2 protein-coding genes are annotated in these 1,592 nt (G+C 63.2%); both read right to left on the bottom strand.

Annotated features, from left to right (window positions below; translation table 11 throughout):
* Positions 1-885: conjugal transfer pilus assembly protein TraU (gene traU / locus BBB56_RS23345; RefSeq protein WP_123803263.1), on the bottom strand; the 885-nt coding region annotated here is incomplete at its 3' end.
* A 1-nt stretch (position 886) separates the two neighbouring features.
* Positions 887-1,592, bottom strand: a 706-nt coding sequence (locus BBB56_RS23340; protein ID WP_148085456.1) for a DsbA family protein, incomplete at its 5' end; no start/stop codon positions are given.

Below are 1,592 nucleotides of genomic sequence, written 5' to 3'. Positions count from 1 at the left end.
CACGTCCGGGATGGTGTTCACCATCTGATAGCGGTAGCGGCTTTTCGGCATGATCGCGGACGGGTACTCATAGCAGACGGCAGTGTTCTGCGGCACGGTGTCTAGAATGAGCCCCTCGCGGTGCAGCTTGAAGTCCATGCGCTCGGAGAGCAGCGCCCCGCTGTTGAGCCCGCTCGACTCGTTCACAATGTTGCCGGTGAACGGGTACATCGAGCCGTGCGAGCCCGCGCACCAGAACAGCGCATCAATCGGCTTGCTCACGCCCGCCGCCACCGCGTCCGCTGCGCAGGCCATTTGTGCAACCGGGTTCGCAAACAGCATCACTTCCGGGTTCAGGAACAACGCCAGGTTGTCGTTCTGCCAGGTCGGGTCCAGCTCCGAGAGGTAGCCGATGTCATACTCCCCGCCCTGCATGCACATCTCCGAGGTGATAATGTTGAGCCAGGAGATCAGCGGGTACTTGTACCAGTGGACGTGATAGAAGGTGCCCGGGTGCTCGTTCGCCGTTTTCGTGCCGGTGCCGGTGCCGGTGTTCGGGATGTTGATGTTGAAGCCGCCCATGTTCACCATGCAGCCGGGCGAGCGCGTCACGTCAGTCATCGCAAACGGCTCCCAGAAGCCAATCGCGATGCCCGGGCGCTCAAAAATGGGCGGCGGCGCCGGGCAGAACTGAATGGGCGATGACGGGTTTTCGGTATCCGGCAGCGATCCGGCCGAAACCTGCACGCTGCCAATGCTCATCGGGAACAGACACTCCCAGCACACGTCGGTGATGGGGTTAACCCAGCGTCCCTCGCAGGTCAGGGACGTCTTGCCGTTGTCAGCGGCAAGCGCCGGCTGGCAGACCCACACCGCGAGCGCCAGTAAAACCGTGCGCCAGGCCATATCAGCCTCCTTTCTTCACGCCGCCGCGCGCTTTTTCCACCGCCGCCTGCAGCGCCTGCAGGTCGGTTGCCCCCGGGATAACGCTGACGTTCTCTGCGGTGGCGCCCGTCACCGGCATGACGAAGAAGGCGGGCGTACCCTGAATGCCGAGGCTGCGGGCCAGCTGATTGTTTTTCTCCAGCGCCGCGCCCATCGCCTCGACCTCTTCTTTCGGCGTCGTGGTCACGCCCGCCTTCACCGCCGCCTGGCGGATGTCTTCATCCAGCAGCTTCCCTTCGTTGTGGCCGGTCGCGTAGAGCGCGGCGTGATAGCGGTGGTACGCCTCTGCGCCGCCCTCCTTATAAATGGACAGGCCAGCTTTCGCCGCCTGTACCGATGCGGGCCAGCGGCTGCCGAAAATCGGCCACTCTTTATAGATGAAGCGCACGTTGGGGTTCTGGCTGATGAACCGCTCCACGAGCGGGGCGACTTTCGCGCAGTAGATGCACTGGTAGTCAAAGAACTGGATGACCGCGACGTCGCCCTTCGGGTGCAGCACCGGAGAGGTCGGATCGTTCAGCAGCCCGTCCTGTTCCTTCAGCGCCGCGCTGGCGGCGGAGGCCATCTGTTTCTCCTGCGACTGCGCCTGCAGCTTCTGGCTCATCTCAATCAGGATTTCCGGGTGCGCGCGCAGGTAGTCCGCTGCAATCTCGCCGATCTGCGTTTTT

The organism is Candidatus Pantoea deserta, assembly GCF_003813865.1.
Taxonomy (GTDB): Bacteria; Pseudomonadota; Gammaproteobacteria; order Enterobacterales; family Enterobacteriaceae; genus Pantoea; species Pantoea deserta.
Note: the sequence above shows the minus strand (reverse complement) of the source record. Positions and strands in the feature narration are given on the sequence as shown.